Origin of the sequence: Bacteroides sp. AF29-11 (assembly GCF_003602895.1) — a bacterium.
Classification (GTDB): Bacteria; Bacteroidota; Bacteroidia; order Bacteroidales; family Bacteroidaceae; genus Bacteroides; species Bacteroides uniformis.
Genome location: NZ_QTLY01000002.1, coordinates 335733 through 357042, shown reverse-complemented (window position 1 = coordinate 357042; position 21310 = coordinate 335733). Strand labels below are relative to the sequence as shown.

Below are 21310 nucleotides of genomic sequence, written 5' to 3'. Positions count from 1 at the left end.
ATTAATTCTTTATTTTTCATTCTCCATTAAAGAAATGATTCTTTTCATTTCATCTGCCGGACTATCGGCATGCAGTACCGTGCCCGAAAGGGCAATCCCGCTTACCCCCGTCTGCATAACGGCTGGAATATCCGCTATGGTTATTCCACCGATGGCTACTATCGGAAGGTGTATATCCTTCTCCTGCATCCGGTGGATGATAGCTGTATATCCTTCCAGTCCCAATATCGGACTCAGATTCTTCTTGGTAGTGGTGTAGCGGAAGGGGCCGCAGCCTATGTAGTCGGCACCGGCTTTGTAGTGTTGCAGTACATCCTCAAAAGTATTGGCGGTACCGCCTATAATGTACTCCGCGCCCAGAATCCGGCGTGCGTCGGCTATGGGCATGTCTTTCTTTCCAAGATGTACGCCGTCGGCATGCAGTTTTCGCGCCAGTTCCACATGGTCGTCAATGATGAAGGTGGCACCGTATTGCCGGCAAAGGGCCTGCACTTCCAAAGCTACGGGTTCTATCGTTTCCACCGGGGTGTCTTTCATGCGCAGTTGCACCCAGCGGCAACCGCCTTCGAGAGCCATGCGTGCAGCATCCAGATACGAGTATCGTTCCGTGTAGTGCGTGATGAACTGCATTCCGCAGTTTTTCAGTTTCTCGTACTTCATCTTCTTCATCCTCCACAGGCTGCTTTGATGATGATGATAGACATATATTCCCTCAGAGCATATTTGGGCCATTCCGTGCGAAGCACAATATGATTGTCTACGGCGATGGCAATGCCCTGTGTCGGTAAGGCGAGTTCTTCGATAAGTTGTGAAAGGGTAGAGGCACCGGTTTTCACTTCTTTGTTGTTGACTAATACTTTCATTTTTCTGTTTATTAAGAAATAATGCAAATCGGTAGTTTAACTATTTCAATTACTGATTCGTATAAATAAAACAATGGAAGTAAATACAAAGAAGCGTCTTTACGGCAAGTTCAGTGAAGAAAGAAATATCCAATTCCTACGGCAGTACTAACTGCATCAGGTTCGAGGGTATAATCTCAGCCCGTCGGGGCACCCCTTTGTCTTTACGGCAACAAAGGTAAGGGAAAATCGGAAATAAAAAACAAAAGAACGTACTTTTTATTTCAGTGATTACTTTTTGTTTACTTGCGCCCCTTTGTGGCACGTATCTTTTTCAGCGTATTCCGAACAGTGGTTCTGACTCCAGTTGAATAAAAATCAAGCTCTGTATTTTCTAGTATCAGTTGCAATTCCTGCAGCAGTTCCGGCTCCTTCCTGCAAAGCAGATAGGCTATTCTGATGGAAAGGGCTTGCACTCCTATGCTTTCTTGCGGAGATAGCATGTGGTCCAGGCAGTAATTCAGCAAATCGACGGAGATTGGAGTAGGGATGGGAATATTATACAGTATAGATAATAAGAGACGTTTGGAACCGTCGTGCGTGCAGTCTATCAGCCGTTGAATGATTTCATCGTACAGTAGGATGAACCAGCCGGGATGGATTTCGCTCAATTTCTCGCATACCCATATTGCCCGCCATGACACCGTCTGTTTTTCATCGTATGTCAATCGGTATATATCTTCAAAATACTCGGGGCAGAGGCATACCTCTTGTACCAGAGAGTCTATCGATAACTTATGAATAGGTACTGCCAAGGTATTTCTGAACTCCGTAATCTTTTCCATATATCCCATTTTGTTGTGAGTGGCAAATATAAAGGAAATGGCCTACTAAAACAAGAAAGGCTGTCTATTTGAAGAAAGACAGCCTTGAAAATATTCTATTTAAGGAATTATGCAATCCCGTGAGCCGTAGCTTCCGGTGCAATCTTCTTGATAAGACCTTGCAGCACTGCACCAGGACCGCACTCTGTGAAGTCCGTAGCACCATCGGCAACCATGTTCTTCACTGTTTGCGTCCAACGTACCGATGCTGTCAGCTGAGCCACCAGGTTCTTCTTGATTTCTACCGGGTCAGTATGAGGCATAGCGTCTACATTCTGATATACGGGGCACTTCGGAGCATGGATTTCTGTTGCATTGATGGCTGCTTCCAGTTCAACTTTGGCAGGGTTCATCAGCGGAGAGTGGAACGCACCGCCTACCTTCAACGGCAGAGCACGCTTTGCACCTGCAGCCTTCATCAGTTCGCAAGCCTTGTTGATACCTTCTATGGAACCGGAAATTACAATCTGTCCCGGGCAGTTATAGTTGGCTGCCACGCAAACTTCACCTTCAGCACTTACTTGAGCGCAGATTTCCTCAACCTTTTCATCCGGCAGGGCAATAATGGCTGCCATAGTGGAGGGCTGTGCCTCGCAAGCCTTTTGCATAGCCATGGCACGGGCATACACCAGTTTCAGACCATCTTCAAAGCTCAGTGCACCGGCAGCAACCAAGGCAGAGAACTCGCCCAATGAGTGACCGGCGGTCATCTCCGGCTTAAAGTCATCGCCCATGCAGAGGGCGGAAATAACGGAATGAAGGAACACGGCAGGTTGGGTAACTTTAGTCTGGCGCAGGTCTTCATCTGTTCCGTTGAACATAATATCAGTAATACGATACCCGAGGATATCATTTGCTTTCTCAAAAAGTTCCTTGGCTAATGCCGAATTTTCGTACAGGTCCTTTCCCATGCCAACGAATTGGGCACCTTGACCCGGAAATACAAATGCTTTCATATTTACTCGTTTTTTAGTGTTTAAATAAAAAGTGCTGCAAAGGTAGAGGTTTTTCTGATATTCACCGCACAAACGGATGTTTTTTGTGCAATGCCCTTACTTTAAGGAGGGAAGCTAAAATACAATATGTATGCTTGGGCCTTCTGTGGTATCCGGAGGCTGAAATACTTATAAATGAAACACTTTCTCCTTATTGTACTTCCTACAATTAGACCTCTTGTATATTCTTGTAAATTACATATTGTATTCCATACGATAACAACTGAAAATGATATTGTATAAAGTAAGATATGTATTCAGTTGAAAAATAATGCTTTATAACATTATAAAAATATTCTTTTCCTTTATTGCAAATTAGAAAAACCTATTTATATTTGCAGCGCTTAACGAGATATATTATGCAAAACATAGAACAAAAAACGCCGTTGGCAAACAATCATATCTCTGTGGACTGTGTAGTGATTGGTTTTGACGGAGAACAGCTAAAGGTTCTGCTAATTAAGCGTGCAGGAGAGGAAGAAGGAGAAATCTTTCATGATATGAAGCTTCCCGGAAGTTTGATTTACATGGATGAGGATTTGGATGAAGCTGCCAAACGGGTGTTGAATGAATTGACGGGGCTGAAGAACGTCAATCTGATGCAATTCAAGGCATTCGGCTCAAAAAACCGTACGAAGGACCCCAGAGATGTACATTGGCTGGAACGTGCCATGCAGTCCAAGGTAGAGCGTATTGTCACCATAGCCTATCTTTCCCTGGTGAAGATAGACCGCGCATTGAACCGTGATTTGGACAATTATCAAGCTAGTTGGGTAGCCATGCCGGATATAAAGGCTCTGGCATTCGACCACAACCTGATTATCAAGGAAGCCATTACCTATGTCCGTCAGTACGTCGAGTTCAACCCGTCTTCACTGTTCGACTTGTTGCCGCGTAAGTTCACCGCATCCCAGCTTCGCACTTTGTACGAACTGGTGTATGACAAGCAGTACGACGTACGCAATTTCCATAAAAAAATTGCCTTGATGGAGTATGTCGTCCCCCTGGAAGAAAAACAGCAGGGCGTGGCCCACCGGGCGGCACGCTACTACCGTTTCGACAAAAAGATATACAATAAAATCCGACGGTAGCCGGATTGTAAATTCTTCATATCACTTTCATTTTAATATTGATAGAAATGTATTTATTAGGTTATGACATCGGCAGCTCGTCTGTAAAAGCGAGTCTGGTAAATGCGGAAAGCGGCAAGTGTGTATCGTCTGCCTTCTTCCCCAAGACTGAAGCGGAAATTATCGCAGTGAAGCCCGGCTGGGCAGAGCAAGACCCCGGAAACTGGTGGGAAAACTTGAAACTGGCCACACAAGCGGTATTGGCAGAATCCGGAGTAAACGCAGAAGACATCAAGGCGATCGGTATCTCTTATCAGATGCATGGCTTGGTATGTGTAGATAAAAACCAGCAGGTGTTGCGTCCTGCCATTATCTGGTGCGACTCCAGAGCCGTGCCCTACGGACAAAAGGCTTTCGAAACATTGGGAGAGGAGACTTGCCTTTCACATTTGCTGAATTCTCCGGGCAACTTCACGGCCTCCAAACTGGCTTGGATTAAGGAGAATGAGCCTTCCGTTTACGAAAAGATTCATAAGATAATGCTGCCAGGCGACTATATCGCCATGAAGTTGAGCGGTACCATCTGTACCACGGTGTCCGGTTTGTCCGAAGGGATGTTCTGGGATTTCAAGAACAACCGGGTTGCCGACTTTCTGATGGACTATTATGGATTCGACTCCTCTCTGATTGCCGACATCAAACCGACTTTCTCCGAGCAGGGACGTGTCAATGCTGCTGCAGCCGCAGAGCTGGGTCTGAAAGAAGGTACGCCTATCACTTACCGTGCCGGCGACCAGCCCAACAATGCCCTTTCCCTGAATGTATTCAATCCGGGTGAAATAGCTTCCACCGCCGGAACGTCCGGCGTGGTATACGGCGTGAACGGTGAGGTGAACTACGACCCCAAGTCACGTGTCAACACCTTTGCACACGTCAACCATGCTGCCGGGCAAACCCGTCTGGGTGTTCTGCTGTGCATCAATGGTACGGGCATTCTCAATTCATGGGTAAAACGCACCGTTGCTCCCGAAGGCATCTCCTACAGCGATATGAATCTGCTGGCGGCGCAAGCTCCCATCGGCAGTGCCGGTATCAGTATCCTGCCCTTTGGAAACGGTGCGGAGCGTATGCTGGAGAACAAGGAAATAGGCTGCTCCATTCATGGCATCAACTTCAACCAGCACGGCAAACAGCATATCATCCGTGCAGCGCAGGAAGGCATCGTTTTTTCCTTTAAATATGGAATCGACATCATGGAACAAATGGGCATTCCCGTGCAGAAAATTCATGCAGGCAAGGCTAATATGTTCCTCAGCCCGCTGTTCCGCGAGACATTGGCCGGTGTGACGGGAGCTGTCATCGAACTGTATGATACCGACGGCTCTGTAGGTGCCGCCAAAGGCGCCGGAATCGGTGTGGGCATATACAAGGACAACAACGAAGCATTTGCCACGCTTGAGAAGCTCGAGGTGATAGAGCCGAAAGTGGCAGACCGCCAGGCTTATGCCGACGCATATGCGCGCTGGAAACACTGGGTAATGTGCTAATGTGCACATTAAAACGTTAGCACGTTAAAACAATAAATTAATAATTAACCCCGTGATGAATGTGTCTGTCATTGGCACATTCTCACATTAAAACATTAAATTCTTATGGCAACAAAAGAGTATTTTCCCGGAATAGGAAAGATTAAATTCGAAGGTAAAGAGAGCAAGAACCCGATGGCATTCCGTTATTACGATGCCGATAAAGTAATCATGGGTAAGAAAATGAGCGAATGGCTGAAGTTCGCCATGGCATGGTGGCACACTCTTTGCGCAGAAGGTGGTGACCAATTCGGTGGCGGAACAAAGAAATTCCCCTGGAACGGTGAGGCTGACAAGGTTCAGGCTGCCAAGAACAAAATGGACGCCGGCTTTGAATTCATGCAGAAAATGGGTATCGAATACTACTGCTTCCACGATGTAGACCTCTGCGAAGAAGCCGAGACCATTGAAGAATACGAAGCCAACTTGAAGGAAATCGTAGCGTATGCCAAGCAGAAACAAGCAGAAACCGGCATCAAACTGTTGTGGGGTACTGCCAACGTATTCGGCCATGCCCGCTACATGAATGGTGCAGCCACCAACCCCGATTTCGATGTAGTGGCACGTGCCGCCATCCAAATCAAAAACGCCATCGACGCTACCATCGAACTGGGAGGTTCAAACTATGTATTCTGGGGCGGTCGCGAAGGCTACATGTCCTTGCTGAATACAGACCAGAAGCGTGAGAAAGAGCACCTCGCACAGATGTTGACCATCGCCCGCGACTATGCACGTGCCCGCGGCTTCAAAGGTACCTTCTTGATTGAACCGAAACCGATGGAACCTACAAAACACCAGTATGATGTAGACACCGAAACCGTTATCGGCTTCTTGAAGGCTCACAATCTGGACAAAGATTTCAAGGTGAACATCGAAGTGAACCACGCTACTTTGGCGGGCCACACCTTCGAGCACGAACTCGCAGTAGCCGTAGACAACGGTATGCTCGGCTCCATCGACGCCAACCGTGGTGACTACCAGAACGGCTGGGATACAGACCAGTTCCCCATTGACAACTTCGAACTGACCCAGGCAATGATGCAAATCATCCGTAACGGAGGCTTTGGCAATGGCGGTACAAACTTCGATGCCAAGACCCGTCGCAACTCCACCGACCTGGAAGACATTTTCATTGCCCACATCGCCGGTATGGACGTGATGGCACGTGCACTGGAAAGTGCAGCCAAACTGCTTGAAGAGTCTCCTTACAAGAAGATGCTGGCCGACCGCTATGCTTCCTTCGACAGTGGTAAAGGCAAGGAATTTGAAGATGGCAAACTGACACTGGAGGATTTGGTAGCTTACGCAAAAGCCAACGGTGAGCCGAAACAGACCAGCGGCAAGCAGGAATTGTATGAGGCAATCGTGAATATGTACTGCTAATAATGATCAATGTTTAGTGATTAGTGGTTAATAAGTTGCGCATGAGGTGTTTCAATATTAATCATTAATCGCTAATCATTAATCGCTAATCATTAACCATTAATCATTAATATCATGAATTATACAGAAAAAGGCAGTAAACTCTACCTCTTCTCTATTGTGCTGGTAGCCGTCATCGGGGGCTTGCTTTTCGGCTACGATACAGCAGTCATATCCGGTGCCGATAAAGGGCTTCAGGCATTTTTTATGGGTGCCTCCGATTTTGTCTACACAGATACGATTCACGGCATTACCTCTTCCAGTGCACTTATCGGATGTATCATCGGTAGTGCTCTTTCGGGATTCTTCGCATCCAATCTGGGACGTAAGAATTCTCTTTTCATAGCCGGCGTCTTGTTCTTTCTGTCGGCATTGGGCTCCTACTACCCGGAATTCCTTTTCTTCGACTATGGTGTTCCTTCCTATTCCTTGCTCGTGGCATTCAATTTCTACCGTGTATTGGGAGGAATCGGCGTAGGTTTGGCATCGGCCATCTGCCCGATGTATATTGCGGAAATTGCGCCGAGCAACATTCGCGGGACTCTGGTATCATGGAATCAGTTTGCCATTATCTTCGGCCAGTTGGTGGTTTACTTCGTGAACTTCCTCATTCTGGGCGAGAATTCAAATCCGGTGATAAAGGCCATTGAAGGAGTCAACCAGATTCTGAATCCCGAAGCGGCAGCATGGACCACAGAGACAGGATGGCGTCTGATGTTTGTCAGTGAGGCTGTTCCTGCAGGAGTCTTTGCGTTGCTCGTACTGTTTGTTCCCGAAACGCCACGCTATCTTGCCATGAGTGGCAAGGATGATAAGGCACTCCAGGTGTTAAGCCGTATCAACGGCTTGGCTCAGGCAAAGGTTATTCTGTCTCAAATCAAAGCCACGGCAGAGGAAAAGACGGAAAAGCTTTTCACTTATGGCTGGATGGTTATCTTTATCGGTATCATGCTGAGTGTATTCCAGCAAGCGGTAGGTATCAACGCCGTACTCTATTTCGCACCGCGTATCTTCGAAACGATGGGAATGGGCAACCCGATGGTTCAAACCGTCATCATGGGTATCATCAATATTCTGTTCACGTTGCTGGCTGTCTTTACAGTCGAGAAATGGGGACGTAAACCGCTGCTCATCTCGGGGTCTATCGGCATGGCGATAGGTGCTTTCGGAGTAGCTCTTTGCAACGTTGTGGCAGGGCTTCCTCCCATGTTGGCTGTTGTCAGCATCATGGTCTACAGTGCTTCGTTCATGTTCAGCTGGGGCCCCATCTGCTGGGTACTGATTGCTGAAATCTTCCCGAATACCATCCGTGGCGCTGCAGTAGCCATTGCCGTAGCCTTCCAATGGATATTCAATTTCATTGTATCTTCCACCTTCGTACCTATGTACAATATGAGTTTGGGAGATATGGGAGACAAGTTCGGGCACATGTTTGCTTATGGCTTATACGGAATCATCTGTGTGGTGGCTGCTCTGTTTGTCTGGAAGCTTGTTCCCGAAACGAAAGGCAAGACACTGGAAGACATGACCAAGCTGTGGAAGAATAGAAGAAACAATAGATAAGACCGTCATTGAAACTGTCCATATAAGACGGGAAAGAGGAGGCCTGATGAATGCCTCCTCTTTTTGTTATCAATTCCGTATCTTTTCCCTTATCCGTTCAAGATGGGAAAGAAAAATCTTCGGAGGGGAAGATAACATGTAAGGATAAACCGTACCTTTGCACTGTTTTTAATCAGGAATAGCAAGAAAGTTATGGATTCAATGAAAATCAATAAGGTGCAGATACGCAATCTGCAGATTGAAGATTATGACCAGTTGGCACAATCGTTTACGCGCGTTTATTCAGACGGAAGCGATGTGTTCTGGACGCACAAACAAATAGAAAAACTGATACGCATCTTCCCCGAGGGGCAGATTGTGACGGTGGTTGACGAGAAAATCGTGGGCTGTGCGCTTTCCATCATAGTGAACTACGATGATGTGAAGAACGACCACACTTACGCCCAGGTTACGGGCAAGGAGACTTTCAACACCCACAATCCGAAAGGCAACATACTTTATGGCATCGAAGTCTTTATCCATCCCCAATACCGTGGCCTGCGTCTGGCACGCCGTATGTATGAATACCGCAAGGAACTTTGCGAGACATTGAACCTGAAGGCAATCATGTTTGGCGGACGTATCCCCAACTACTACAAATATGCCGATCAAATCCGCCCCAAGGAGTACATAGATAAGGTGAAGCAAAAGGAAATCTTCGACCCGGTGCTGACCTTTCAGCTCTCTAACGACTTCCACGTGCGCAAGGTGATGCGCAACTACCTTCCCAATGATGAGGAGTCCAAGCACTACGCCTGCCTGCTGCAATGGGACAATATCTACTATCAGGCTCCCACACAAGACTATGTAAACCCCAAAACCACTGTCCGCGTAGGCTTGGTACAATGGCAGATGCGTACCTACAAGACACTGGATGACCTTTTTGAGCAAGTGGAATTTTTTGTGGATGCCGTGAGCGACTACAAGAGTGACTTTGTCCTTTTTCCCGAATACTTCAACGCACCGTTGATGGCAAAATTCAACAACGAGGGCGAGTCGCAGGCTATCCGCGGGCTGGCGGCCTATACCGAGGAAATCAAGGAGCGTTTCGTCAAGCTCGCCATCAGCTATAACATCAACATTATTACGGGCAGTATGCCGCTTATCAAGGAAGACGGGCTGCTATACAACGTAGGATTCCTCTGCCGACGTGACGGAAGTTATGAAATGTACGAAAAGATACATGTCACTCCCGACGAGATAAAGTCCTGGGGACTGAGCGGAGGCAAGTCCATCCAAACTTTCGATACGGACTGTGCTAAGATAGGCGTGCTGATATGCTACGATGTAGAGTTCCCCGAACTGAGCCGCATCATGGCGGACCAAGGCATGCAGATACTCTTTGTTCCTTTCCTTACCGATACGCAGAATGCTTACAGCCGCGTAAAGGTGTGCGCCCATGCTCGTGCCATCGAAAACGAGTGCTTTGTAGTGATAGCCGGCAGTGTAGGCAATCTTCCCCGCGTGCACAACATGGACATCCAGTATGCCCAGTCCGGCGTGTTCACTCCCTGCGACTTCGCTTTCCCCACAGACGGCAAGCGTGCGGAAGCCACTCCGAATACCGAAATGATTCTTGTGTCGGATGTGGATCTGGACTTGCTGAATGAACTGCATACCTACGGCAGTGTACGCAACCTGAAAGACCGGAGAGGCGATTTGTACGAGGTGAAGATGAAAAGATGACTTTCCCGAATGCCACACTCGGTTGCCTCCAATGCCACACCTTATTCTCCGAAATGCCACACTTCATCGTCCGGAATGCCATAGGTTTCGGACAACGGAGTGTGGCATTTCAGCTGCTGAAGTGTGGCATCCGGGACGATGAAGTATGGCATTTCGGATGGTAATTCCATAGTTTATCCGTATCTTTACAAAACTTTTATTCTAAAAAACAGAAACAATGGCCAAGAAAGCTCTCTCTGCTCCCGAAATACCTCTCTGCATCAATGTGTTGCGATTACTTAACTACCGTCTGGCTCCCGACGAGCTGATTCTGTTCGACTGGCTTACAGTAAAACAGATTTCTTTTAAATACAAGCCTTTCCATTACTCCCAGGCGCGTGTAGAGGAAGAAACCCGTATCCGCCGTACCCGGCAGGAAGTCATCATTAAGCAATTCTCGGCCTTGGGCTTCTTGAAAACCGACATAAAGGTCAATTCCGTCACCCGTGGACGTGTCCGCTATTACTCCGTGGACTTCAGTGTACTTGCCGACGTGGATGTCCTGGTAGAAATCATCATGCCCCAAACCACGCTCTTCCGTGACTTCATCCTCTACTTTGCCTACCACGCCACTATGCAGAAGAAGAGCAAGGAAGAACAACTGAAGCCTGCCTCCGCCATAAATCACGAGGCTGCCGCCCGAATCTATCAACTGCTGAGCCAAGTCTATGACGAGCGCCGCCAATACTATAATGATGGGGGACTGACCGGAGATGTGAAGCCTGAACGCTCGAAATCTGCCATGCAATTGCAGCATAACAAACCCATAGAACGTAAACTGGCAAAGTTGGCAGACTACTACAACGATAACAGCATCAAAAACGCCTTTCTTGCCTATGTGGACGAAATCCTGACCCAAAAGAAAGAACCCGAAAACCTGATGTATTACTTTCTCTCTTTCGATGAGACATCGGATTGTTTCGGAGTGGTGAATCATTACCTTAATTATTTCACCTTGCATTATAGTTACAGCAGCAACAGTTGAAGTCTATCCGCTGATGATGCTGTTATTATTTCTTTTAATATAATACTTTATTATTCTTTCCCATGCTGTTCTCTGCACGCTTATTGCTGATTGCGGCAATAGCATTCGCAGAATTCTACATACCATTTGTTGAACTCAGCAAAATAGCCCTCTCATTTGTTGTTTTCAACGTAGTTTTCAGGGGGTAAGTTTTGGCAAATTCTGCGTTTTTTGTCGTTTTTTGCTTAGGGAACCCTGCATTGCCCCAAACGACATCTACAGATGCACTTCTATGTACTAATTCGGGAAAAGAGAAAAGAGGGACAGTGTTGAGTGAGCGAATATTTTTTAAAATCGTACCTGCATATTTTTTTGTTCTTAAAAAGTCTCTTGTATTTAAGTTTTTTGTAAATTTGCACCCTTAAAATGGAGAAGGTAGCTTTTGACGTACCAAATGCCTATCAAGAGTATCTTCAATCGTAAATTGTAAATTGTCAAATAGTAAATATCAAGATGGGTAAGAAGTTTGCCGAATATTCGAAGCTCGACCTTTCCGAAGTGAACGGAAAAGTGTTGAAGAAATGGGACGAAAACCAGGTTTTCGCCAAGAGTATGACAGAACGTGAAGGTTGTCCTTCTTTCGTATTTTTCGAAGGACCTCCCTCGGCCAATGGTATGCCGGGCATTCACCACGTAATGGCTCGCTCCATTAAGGACATTTTCTGCCGTTACAAAACGATGAAGGGGTTCCAAGTAAAGCGTAAGGCCGGATGGGATACTCATGGACTGCCCGTGGAACTGGGTGTGGAAAAAGCACTCGGCATTACGAAAGAGGATATTGGCAAGACTATTTCCGTAGCGGAATACAATGCCGCCTGCCGCAAGGACGTCATGAAGTTCACCAAAGAGTGGGAAGACCTGACTCACAAGATGGGCTATTGGGTGGACATGAAGAGCCCCTACATCACTTACGACAACCGCTACATCGAAACCCTGTGGTGGCTGTTGAAGCAACTCTACAAGAAAGGACTGCTTTATAAAGGATATACCATACAGCCGTATTCTCCCGCTGCCGGTACGGGACTCAGCTCGCACGAGCTGAACCAGCCCGGATGCTACCGCGACGTGAAAGACACGACCGTGGTGGGGCAGTTCAAGATAAAGAACCCGAAGCCGGAAATGGCAGAGTGGGGGACTCCCTACTTCCTGGCATGGACTACCACTCCGTGGACATTGCCCAGCAATACCGCGCTCTGTGTAGGGCCTAAGATAGACTACGTTGCCGTGCAGACCTACAACGGCTATAGCGGCGAGAAAATGACCGTCGTCCTGGCAAAGGCGCTGCTCTATACCCACTTCAACAAAAAAGCGGAAGGCATTGCATTAGAGGACTATAAGCCGGGTGATAAGCTGATACCGTTCAAGGTGGTGGGCGAATATAAAGGCCCGGACCTGATAGGCATGGAGTACGAACAGCTCATCCCGTGGGTGAAGCCGATAGACGTTGCCGAAGACGGTAGCTGGACTCCCAGCGACAAAGGTTTCCGTGTAATTTCTGGTGACTATGTGACGACTGAAGACGGTACGGGTATCGTACACATTGCCCCGACCTTTGGTGCGGACGATGCTTTTGTGGCACGCGCTGCAGGTATACCGTCCTTGTTCATGATAAACAAGAAGGGTGAGACCCGCCCGATGGTAGACCTCACCGGTAAGTTCTTCTTGATTGACGAACTGGACGAGGAGTTTGTAAAGGCATGTGTCAATGCAGACCTTTACAAAGACTATCAGGGCAAGTGGGTAAAGAATGCCTATGACCCTCAATTCACTGTAGACGGCAAGTATGATGAGCAGGCTGCACAAGCTGCCGAATCATTGGATATCGAACTCTGCATGATGATGAAAGCCGCCCGCCAGGCATTCAAGATAGAAAAGCATGTACACAATTATCCGCACTGCTGGCGTACGGACAAACCCGTATTGTACTATCCGCTGGATAGCTGGTTTATCCGCAGCACCGCTTGCAAAGAACGTATGATAGAGTTGAACAAGACCATCAACTGGAAGCCGGAAAGCACCGGTACGGGACGTTTCGGCAAGTGGCTGGAAAACCTGAATGACTGGAACCTCAGCCGTTCGCGCTACTGGGGTACTCCGCTGCCCATCTGGCGTACAGAGGACAATAGCGAGGAAAAGTGTATCGAGTCTGTAGAAGAACTTTACAACGAAATAGAGAAATCCGTAGCTGCCGGCTTGATGCAGTCCAATCCTTACAAGGAGAAGGGCTTCCAGCCGGGTGTATATACCAAAGAGAATTACGACAAGATAGACTTGCACCGTCCTTACGTGGACGATGTCATCCTTGTTTCTAAAGACGGCAAGCCGATGAAACGCGAAACGGACTTGATTGACGTTTGGTTCGATTCCGGTGCCATGCCTTATGCACAGATACACTATCCGTTCGAGAATAAGGAACTGCTGGATAGCCACCAGGTATATCCTGCCGATTTCATCGCCGAAGGGGTGGACCAGACACGCGGTTGGTTCTTCACGTTGCACGCCATCGCTACAATGGTGTTCGACAGTATTTCTTATAAGGCTGTCATTTCCAACGGCTTGGTGCTCGACAAAAATGGTAACAAGATGTCCAAGCGTCTGGGCAATGCCGTAGACCCCTTCTCGACCATCGAGAAATACGGGTCCGACCCGTTGCGCTGGTACATGATCACCAACTCTTCTCCGTGGGACAATCTCAAGTTCGACGTGGATGGCGTGGAAGAGGTGCGCCGCAAGTTCTTCGGAACACTCTATAACACCTATTCATTCTTCGCCCTCTATGCCAATGTGGACGAATTTGAATACAAGGAAGCCGACGTGCCCATGACGGAACGTCCCGAGATAGACCGCTGGATTCTCTCCGTGCTGAATACGCTGGTGAAGAACGTGGATACCTGCTACAATGAATACGAGCCTACAAAGGCAGGACGTCTCATTTCCGAATTCGTGAACGACAACCTCTCCAACTGGTATGTCCGCCTGAACCGCAAACGTTTCTGGGGCGGTGGTATGACGCAGGACAAGCTCTCTGCATTCCAGACACTCTATACCTGCTTGGAAACTGTAGCCAAGCTGATGGCACCCATCGCTCCGTTCTATGCTGATATGCTCTATTCCGACCTGATTGCAGCTACGGGACGCGACAATGTGGTTTCCGTACACCTTGCCAAGTTCCCCGAATATAAGGAGGAAATGATAGACAAGGGATTGGAAGTCCGCATGCAGATGGCACAAGACGTCACTTCCATGGTATTGGCATTGCGCCGCAAGGTGAACATCAAAGTCCGCCAACCGCTTCAGTGCATCATGATACCGGTAGTGGATGAAGAACAGCGTGCACACATCGAGGCTGTGAAAACACTTATCATGAACGAGGTGAATGTAAAAGAAATCCAGTTTGTGGACGGTGCTGCCGGTGTACTGGTAAAGAAAGTGAAATGCGACTTCAAGAAGCTGGGACCGAAATTCGGTAAGCAGATGAAAGCCGTGGCTGCTGCTGTGGCAGAAATGTCCCAGGAAGCCATTGCCGAGCTGGAGAAGAAAGGCTCTTATACGTTCAATCTGGACGGTGCAGAAGCCGTGATTGAAACGGCAGATGTGGAAATCTTCAGTGAGGATATTCCGGGATGGCTGGTTGCCAACGAGGGCAAACTGACCGTGGCTCTGGAAGTTACCGTTACCGAAGAGCTGTGCCGTGAGGGTATTGCACGCGAGCTGGTAAACCGCATTCAGAATATCCGCAAGTCGAGCGGTTTTGAGATAACAGATAAAATAAAGATTACATTATCAAAAAATCCTCAAACAGATGATGCGGTAAATGAATATAATGACTATATTCGCAACCAAGTTTTAGGAACTTCACTGACGCTGGCAGACAACGTAGAAAATGGTACAGAACTGAACTTCGACGATTTCTCGCTGTACGTGAGCGTAGTGAAAGAATAATTAAATACTAACCCTGATTAACACGTAAAAGTTATGGCAGAAAAGACTAGATACTCAGATGCTGAATTGGAAGAATTCCGCGCTATCATTATGGAGAAGTTAGAGTTGGCACAACGTGACTATGAACTGTTAAAGGCCAGCCTGACGGGTGCAGACGGTAATGACACCGACGATACATCTCCTACGTACAAAGTACTGGAAGAAGGTGCCAACACCTTATCCAAGGAAGAAACCACACGTCTGGCCCAACGCCAGTTGAAGTTCATCCAAGGATTGCAGGCTGCTTTGGTGCGCATTGAGAACAAAACATATGGCATTTGCCGCGAAACCGGCAAACTGATACCGGCAGAGCGCCTTCGTGCAGTGCCCCATGCCACTTTGAGCATCGAAGCTAAAAACAACGGCAAGAAATAAAAATGGGTAAATTCTTTACGAAGGGCCGGATAGCCTGCCTTATCATATTTTCGGTATTGGTTATAGACCAGATTATCAAGATTTGGATAAAGACCCACATGTACTGGCATGAGAGTATCCGGATTACGGATTGGTTCTATATATACTTTACCGAGAATAGTGGTATGGCTTTCGGTATGGAAATATTCGCCAAACTGTTCCTGACCTTGTTCCGCATTGCTGCAGTCACGGTCATTGGCTGGTTTCTGTACAAGTTCGTGAAGCAAGGCATGAAGACCGGATTTATCATCTGTGTGTCTTTGGTCTTGACGGGAGCCTTGGGAAACATTGTCGACAGTGTGTTCTATGGCGTGCTGTTCAACGAAAGCACCCATTCGCAGATAGCCTCCTTCATGCCTGAAGGAGGGGGATATGGCCCGTGGTTCCATGGCAAGGTGGTGGATATGTTCTATTTCCCCATCATTGATACAAACTGGCCCGCATGGATGCCGTTTGTCGGTGGAGAACATTTCATTTTCTTCAGCCCGATATTCAATTTTGCGGATGCAGCAATCAGTTGCGGTATCATTGCTTTGCTGTTGTTCTACGGCAAGGACTTCAATGATGCCTATCATGCTGCCATAAAGAAATCATGAAAGGAATAAATCGAATTCAATGGTGTAGCGTAGTCCTTCTGGTGTTCAGTCTGACGGCTTGTAAGGTGAAAAGACCTGAAACCGTCCTTCCGGATGCCAAGATGGAAAACGTGCTTTATGATTATCACATAGCCAAAGCTATGGGTGAAGAAGTGCCGTATAACGAAAGTTATAAGCGGGTGCTATACATTGAATCGGTTTTCAAGAAATATGGCATTACTCAGGCCGATTTTGACTCTTCTATGGTCTGGTTTGCCCGTAACCCGGAAGTACTTACCAAAATCTACGAGAAAGTGAATGTACGGTTGAAAGCCGAGAGAGACGGTATCAACCATTTGATTGCCCTGCGTGACAACAAGCCGAAAGAATCACTTCCCGGAGACAGTATCGACGTGTGGATATGGCAGCATATCTATCAGTTGACGGGTATGCCCCTGGACAACAAGATAACGTTTACGTTGCCATCAGACACCAATTTCCACGACCGTGACACGCTGCGCTGGAGCGTGCGCTTCCGTTTCCACAACGGTGCACCGGACAGCATACATGCTCCGTTGATGGCGATGCAGGTTCTTTACGAAAAGAATGACAGTGTCATCAGTGCCATTCGGAAAGTACAAGACACAGGTGTGGAAACGCTCACCTTGTTTGCCGATACTTTAGGAGAAATCAAGGAAATACGCGGGTTCATCTATTATCCGCAGCAGGAGACTCCACAGCCTTTGCTGGCAGACCGTATCTCACTGATGCGCTATCACGCCACGGACAGCTTGGTCATTGCCCCAAAGGACAGCCTTCAGCAGGCGACAGACTCCCTTCGCAAAGACAGTATCGGAAAACCTGAGAAATTGAAACCTCTGGAAATTCAGGAGCAGGAAAATACCACGACTCCCAGAACCATACGTCCCCGTCCGAAAGCATGAAACGCTACGCTTCCCATTTTCTGTTTCTTCCCGGGCATGGCTATCTGAAACAATATGTGGTGGAGATAGGTGAAGGACAATGTGTATCACGTATCTTCCCATTGACAGAAGAGGTGGAGAATACGGAATGGCTACCGGGAGTCATAGCTTTGCTTACGGAGGTGGAAACAGACTATCCTCATTTTGATACGTGCTGCAATATACTGACGGCAATCCCTCCGGTTATCGAGGAAGAATTGCCTTATTTGATTCCCTGGTTGTTTTTTCCTTTTGATTTTACTACAATGCAGCCTGGCGCCGGAACTCAGCGCAAACTACTGCTGTGGCAATAGCCACGTTCAATGACTCCGAGGTCTCACGGCTGGCGGGATAATTCGGTATGTATAGTTTGCGGTTGATGAGTGCCTCCACTTCTTTTCCGATGCCATTTCCTTCATTACCCATCACAATCAGCCCATTTTTCGAAAGCGGTTGTCCGTACATATTCTCTCCGTCCAGGAAAGTGCCGTAAACGGGAATATCCTTCAGTGAGCGGATGAACTCGGGTAGGGGAGTATAATGCAGTCTGACGCGTGCGATACCTCCCATCGTGGCCTGCACAGTTTTGGGATTATAGATATCCACCGTGTTGGGCGAACAGAAAATATGCTCTATCCCAAACCAATCAGCAAGGCGGACAATCGTTCCCAGGTTACCGGGGTCTTGCACATCATCCAAAGCCAGACAGAGGGAGTGACTGATGACGGAAATATCCGTCTCCTCATCCGGCTGCCGGAACACAGCCAGCACTTGTTGGGGAGTTTTCAGCAGGCTGGCACGCGAAAGTTCCTCCTCCGATACTTCCGTGACATCCGTTACGGTGGAGAGAGGGCGGTTCCGGGAAAGCCATTCTGAAGTTGCCAGCAAGAACTGACAAGGAAAATGTCCCAACAAATCCCCTACGAGTTTAGGTCCTTCTGCCAGAAATACCTTGTCGGCCTTCCGGTTCTTTTTCTGCTCCAACGAGTGGATATATTTAATGCGATTTTTACTTAATGCCATAGGACACACATGTTATCATTTGACAAAAATACGTGATTATTTCAATATAATCAAAAACTCTGCACTCTTCCGGCGTTTTTTATTTCGGGAACAAAAAAATACAAGTATATTTGTAGCTGTTTATGCGCAATTAATGACTCGGTATGAATAAAGGTTTCCGCTACGCGATACTTACTACTATCGTACTTTTGTTGGCTTCCTGTTCTTCTACCAAATATGTGCCGGATGGCTCGTATTTGCTGGATGAAGTGCGCATACATACTGATAATAAGGAAGTAAAACCATCCAATCTCTCCATGTACATCCGCCAGAATCCCAATGCGAAGTGGTTCAGCCTGATAAAGACCCAGTTGTATGTCTACAACTGGTCCGGACGGGACTCTACACGCTGGATAAACCGTACATTGAGGAAATTAGGGGATGCCCCGGTCATATACAGTGAGGAGGAAACCAACCGGACCAGGGAAGAAATCACTAAGGCTGTGCAGAATATGGGCTATATGGGCGCCCTGGTGGAACCGGTACGCCAAGTCAAGAAGAAAAAGATGAAGTTGGTCTATAAGGTGACGACCGGTAAGCCCTATAAAGTGCGTACCTTGAAATATGATATCCGGGACAGTAAAATAAAGGAATACATGCGGCAGGATTCCGCAGTAACCCTATTGTCCGAAGGCATGTATTTTGATGTCAATGTACTGGATGCAGAACGCCAGCGTATCACAAACAAACTGCTTCAGAATGGATATTACAAGTTCAACAAAGAGTACATATCCTATACCGCAGATACTGTCCGTAATTCTTATCTGGTAGATTTGACGTTGCACTTGGCTCCATACAGGCAGCACAACGAGGATACACCGCAGAATCACCGGCAATACACTATCAATAAAGTGAGTTTCATTACCGACTATAATGTGTTGCAGGCATCTGCCTTGAACAGCATTGAGGTGAATGATTCATTGCACTACAAAGGATTCCCCATCTACTACAAAGACAAGCTTTATCTGCGTCCCAAAGTGTTGACCAACAATCTGCGCATCACTCCGGGAACTCTCTATAACGAGCAGAACGTGCAGCGTACCTACTCCAACTACGGACGCCTGCAAGCCCTGAAATATACCAATATCCGTTTTTTTGAAGTGCAACAGAGTGACAGTGCAAAGCTCAACGCCTATGTGATGCTGACCAGAGGCAAGCATCAGTCCGTATCTTTTGAGGTGGAAGGCACAAACTCTGCCGGCGATTTGGGAGCTGCCGCTTCGGTGGCTTTTCAGCACCGCAACATGTTCAAAGGTTCCGAAACATTCATGTTCAAGCTACGTGGGGCATACGAGGCTGTGTCCGGTTTGCAGAGCTCCTTGAATCAAGACTACATAGAATTAGGTGCGGAAGCAACCATCAACTTCCCACGGTTTATGTTTCCCTTTGTATCCAGCGATTTCAAGCGGAGGATAAGGGCTACTACAGAATTCGGATTGCAATATAACTACCAGATGAGACCCGAATTCACGCGCATTGTAGCATCTGCCGGATGGAGCTACAAATGGGGGGTACAACAACAGCGTTCGCAGCATCGCATTGATTTGCTGGACATCAACTATCTGTATATGCCCAGCATAGACCAGACATTCAAAGAGGATTATCTGGAGAAAGACGAGAACTACATCCTCAAATACAATTATGAAGACCGCTTTATTGTCCGCACCGGCTATAGCTATATCTACAACAGTGCCGGAAGAGCATTGATGAATAACTCCGGTATCGGAAATTCCTATACCATCCGCCTCAATTTTGAATCGGCGGGTAACTTGTTGTATGCTGTGGCAAAGCTCGGAGGAATGAAGAAGAATGCATCGGGGGAATACACTTTGTTGAACATTCCTTTTGCCCAATACCTGAAAGGCGATTTTGACTTTGCCAAGAATCTGGTCATTGACAACCGCAATTCATTGGCATTTCATTTTGGTGCCGGTATCGCCATTCCATACGGCAATGCAACAATGCTTCCATTTGAGAAGCGCTACTTCTCCGGCGGCGCCAACAGTGTGCGCGGATGGTCTGTACGTGATTTGGGGCCCGGTTCTTTCCCCGGCGATAATAACTTCATGAACCAGTCGGGAGACATCAAGCTGGATGCCAGCATTGAATACCGCACACGGTTGTTCTGGAAATTCAGAGGAGCCCTCTTTGTAGATGCCGGGAATATCTGGACAATACGGGATTATAAAGACCAGCCGGGAGGTCAGTTTGAATTTGACAAGTTCTATAAACAGATTGCCGTGGCATATGGTTTAGGATTGCGTCTTGACTTGGATTTCTTTGTATTGCGTTTCGACGGGGGTATGAAGGCCGTCAATCCGGCGTATGAGAAGAAAAAAGACCGTTATCCCATTATCCATCCTAAATTCAGCCGCGATTTTGCCTTCCACTTTGCTGTGGGATATCCGTTCTAATGGGAAGTGGAAAGGTGAAAATGGTTATTGGGCATCTATGCACCCAGCCATTTTCAACTTTCACCTTTCCATTTTCAACTTTTAATTAAAAGCGTAATAGCTGTCAATCATCGTCGCTTGACGTGCTGCTGCCACACCTTGGGCATCCAGCGTCACTGTCATTTCCTCACCGTTCGGAAGGGTCATTTGTGCAGTGCCGTCATTGTTCATTTGCAGCAATTCTGTGCTGACACCATCGGCAACAACATTCCAAGTATTCAACTCTTTGTTGTAAATGAGTTCCATAGAAGCAGTCTCACCTTCTTTGGTGATAGAATAGCCGTTTTCAAGTGTCTCTACCAGGTAGTCACCGTTTTCGCCTTTCACTTTCTTTACATCACCAATGCTGGCCATAGGGTTTGAACCACTCCAGAATTCGATGGAGTTGATGACCAATGCATCGGCCAGATAGCAAACGCCATATACCGGGATAATATTGAATGCCAGATAAACCAGTTCGTTTACAAACTTGGTACCAATACCTTGATTCCAGCTGACCAGTTTACTATGCAGTCCAAAAGAACCGATACAAGAACTGAAAAGAAACGAGCCGCAAATCATTACGGTCGCAGCCATCTTCAAATTGAACTTTTTCATAATCACTCTTTTTTATTTTACTGTGTTTAATTAGCTTTATAGCTCATCGAGTTATTTTAAGCATCCGCAAATATAGGATTTTTTACGAAAATACATCCTATTTGAGCTTAAAATCT

General features: G+C 47.1%; 19 protein-coding genes and 1 riboswitch. Of the genes, 12 read left to right on the top strand and 7 right to left on the bottom strand.

From position 1 onward, the window contains the following. Positions 1-9 precede the first annotated feature (9 nt). The 4 genes from DWZ03_RS04190 to fabD form a co-directional block, all read right to left on the bottom strand. Entirely contained in the window at positions 10-669 is a 660-nt protein-coding gene (locus DWZ03_RS04190; protein WP_195657551.1) for a thiamine phosphate synthase, read from the bottom strand. Continuing rightward, a complete protein-coding gene (thiS, locus tag DWZ03_RS04185) occupies positions 666-863 on the bottom strand; it encodes a sulfur carrier protein ThiS (RefSeq protein WP_016273741.1) in 198 nt (65 codons plus the stop codon). Before thiS ends, DWZ03_RS04190 begins: the two co-directional genes overlap by 4 nt. A gap of 116 nt (positions 864-979) precedes the next feature. Then, positions 980-1070, bottom strand: a riboswitch (TPP riboswitch). Between the two features lie 74 nt (positions 1071-1144). After that, on the bottom strand, positions 1145-1687 hold the full coding sequence (locus DWZ03_RS04180; protein ID WP_165859847.1) for a hypothetical protein: 543 nt from the start codon (positions 1685-1687) through the stop codon (positions 1145-1147). 107 nt (positions 1688-1794) lie between these two features. Continuing rightward, entirely contained in the window at positions 1795-2682 is an 888-nt protein-coding gene (fabD, locus tag DWZ03_RS04175) for an ACP S-malonyltransferase (protein WP_005825542.1), read from the bottom strand. Positions 2683-3080: 398 nt separating this feature from the next. On the opposite strand from fabD, the gene DWZ03_RS04165 reads away from it, so the two are divergent. The 5 genes from DWZ03_RS04165 (at position 3081) to DWZ03_RS04145 (ending at position 10087) form a co-directional block, all read left to right on the top strand. Next, positions 3081-3812 (top strand): NUDIX hydrolase, encoded by a 732-nt coding sequence (locus DWZ03_RS04165; protein ID WP_005825541.1) that lies wholly within the window; start codon positions 3081-3083, stop codon positions 3810-3812. 47 nt (positions 3813-3859) lie between these two features. Then, a complete protein-coding gene (locus tag DWZ03_RS04160) occupies positions 3860-5338 on the top strand; it encodes a xylulokinase (RefSeq protein ID WP_005825540.1) in 1479 nt (492 codons plus the stop codon). A gap of 105 nt (positions 5339-5443) precedes the next feature. Further along, on the top strand, positions 5444-6760 hold the full coding sequence (gene xylA, locus DWZ03_RS04155; RefSeq protein ID WP_005825539.1) for a xylose isomerase: 1317 nt from the start codon (positions 5444-5446) through the stop codon (positions 6758-6760). A gap of 114 nt (positions 6761-6874) precedes the next feature. Beyond that, on the top strand, positions 6875-8362 hold the full coding sequence (xylE, locus tag DWZ03_RS04150) for a D-xylose transporter XylE (RefSeq protein WP_005837111.1): 1488 nt from the start codon (positions 6875-6877) through the stop codon (positions 8360-8362). A gap of 192 nt (positions 8363-8554) precedes the next feature. Further along, positions 8555-10087, top strand: a complete 1533-nt coding sequence (locus tag DWZ03_RS04145; protein ID WP_005825535.1) for a carbon-nitrogen hydrolase family protein — start codon at positions 8555-8557, stop codon at positions 10085-10087. Positions 10088-10128: 41 nt separating this feature from the next. Here the strand turns inward: DWZ03_RS04145 and DWZ03_RS20350 are convergent, their stop codons facing one another. After that, positions 10129-10257 carry a hypothetical protein gene (locus tag DWZ03_RS20350; protein ID WP_005837113.1) on the bottom strand — a complete coding sequence of 43 codons (129 nt, stop codon included), beginning with the start codon at positions 10255-10257 and terminating at the stop codon, positions 10129-10131. Between the two features lie 47 nt (positions 10258-10304). Between DWZ03_RS20350 and DWZ03_RS04140 the strand changes: the two genes are divergently transcribed. The 6 genes from DWZ03_RS04140 (at position 10305) to DWZ03_RS04115 (ending at position 17396) form a co-directional block, all read left to right on the top strand. After that, on the top strand, positions 10305-11111 hold the full coding sequence (locus DWZ03_RS04140) for a hypothetical protein (protein ID WP_005825533.1): 807 nt from the start codon (positions 10305-10307) through the stop codon (positions 11109-11111). A 492-nt stretch (positions 11112-11603) separates the two neighbouring features. Further along, complete coding sequence (gene ileS / locus DWZ03_RS04135) at positions 11604-15092, top strand: isoleucine--tRNA ligase (protein ID WP_120128947.1); 3489 nt, start codon at positions 11604-11606, stop codon at positions 15090-15092. Between the two features lie 33 nt (positions 15093-15125). Further along, positions 15126-15506, top strand: coding sequence for a TraR/DksA family transcriptional regulator (locus tag DWZ03_RS04130; RefSeq protein WP_004290962.1), 381 nt, complete (start codon positions 15126-15128; stop codon positions 15504-15506). Between the two features lie 2 nt (positions 15507-15508). After that, positions 15509-16141: a lipoprotein signal peptidase gene (locus DWZ03_RS04125; RefSeq protein ID WP_120128945.1), complete on the top strand. Its 633-nt coding sequence runs from the start codon at positions 15509-15511 to the stop codon at positions 16139-16141. Further along, on the top strand, positions 16138-17064 hold the full coding sequence (locus DWZ03_RS04120) for a DUF4296 domain-containing protein (protein WP_016273746.1): 927 nt from the start codon (positions 16138-16140) through the stop codon (positions 17062-17064). Before DWZ03_RS04125 ends, DWZ03_RS04120 begins: the two co-directional genes overlap by 4 nt. Next, positions 17061-17396 (top strand): hypothetical protein, encoded by a 336-nt coding sequence (locus tag DWZ03_RS04115; RefSeq protein ID WP_005837115.1) that lies wholly within the window; start codon positions 17061-17063, stop codon positions 17394-17396. Before DWZ03_RS04120 ends, DWZ03_RS04115 begins: the two co-directional genes overlap by 4 nt. On the opposite strand, the gene DWZ03_RS04110 is transcribed toward DWZ03_RS04115, so the two are convergent. After that, positions 17344-18105 (bottom strand): TrmH family RNA methyltransferase, encoded by a 762-nt coding sequence (locus DWZ03_RS04110; protein WP_008664596.1) that lies wholly within the window; start codon positions 18103-18105, stop codon positions 17344-17346. The genes DWZ03_RS04115 and DWZ03_RS04110 overlap by 53 nt on opposite strands. A 143-nt stretch (positions 18106-18248) precedes the next feature. Between DWZ03_RS04110 and DWZ03_RS04105 the strand changes: the two genes are divergently transcribed. Continuing rightward, positions 18249-20558: a BamA/TamA family outer membrane protein gene (locus tag DWZ03_RS04105; RefSeq protein WP_120128943.1), complete on the top strand. Its 2310-nt coding sequence runs from the start codon at positions 18249-18251 to the stop codon at positions 20556-20558. An 81-nt stretch (positions 20559-20639) separates the two neighbouring features. Here the strand turns inward: DWZ03_RS04105 and DWZ03_RS04100 are convergent, their stop codons facing one another. Then, entirely contained in the window at positions 20640-21194 is a 555-nt protein-coding gene (locus DWZ03_RS04100) for a DUF3332 domain-containing protein (RefSeq protein WP_005825518.1), read from the bottom strand. Positions 21195-21310 lie beyond the last annotated feature (116 nt).